This is a genomic window from Streptomyces sp. SID13726 (assembly GCF_010548375.1).
In the GTDB taxonomy this organism is placed as follows: domain Bacteria; phylum Actinomycetota; class Actinomycetes; order Streptomycetales; family Streptomycetaceae; genus Streptomyces.
Map to the genome: position 1 here is coordinate 1 of NZ_JAAGLY010000261.1, position 521 is coordinate 521.

General features: G+C 78.7%; 1 pseudogene. It reads left to right on the plus strand.

The annotated features are described in order from the left end of the window. Positions 1-521 (plus strand): annotated as a pseudogene (locus G3I78_RS47520) (4-(cytidine 5'-diphospho)-2-C-methyl-D-erythritol kinase); the annotation flags it as partial.

Genomic DNA, 521 nt, shown 5'->3' on the forward strand with positions numbered 1-521 from the left:
CCCGCGCAGACCGCGTCCGCCTCGCCGCGGGCCTCGGGGCCGACGTCGCGTTCGGGCTCGTGGGGCACACCGCCGTCGGGACGGGGCGGGGGGACGTGCTCACGCCCGCGATGACGCGCGGCGAGTTCCACTGGGTCTTCGCCGTCCAGGCCGACGGCCTCTCCACGCCGGAGGTGTACCGCACGTTCGACGAGACCGTCGGCGGCCCGGCCGACCTCGACCTCGCCGAGGACACCGCGCTCATGCAGGCGCTGCGCGCCGGGGACGCGGTCGGGCTCGGGCAGGTGCTGCGCAACGACCTCCAGGGCCCCGCGCTCGCCCTGCGCCCCGAGCTGCAGCGGACCCTCGACGTCGCGACCGAGGCCGGCGCGCTCGGCGCGATCGTCTCCGGCTCCGGCCCGACGGTCGCCGCCCTCGCGCGCAGCCGGCAGCACGCGCTCGCGATCGCCGCGTCGTGGACCGCGAACGACGCGTGCGACACCGTCTGGTGCGCCACCGCGTCCGGCGCCGGCGCCCGCGTC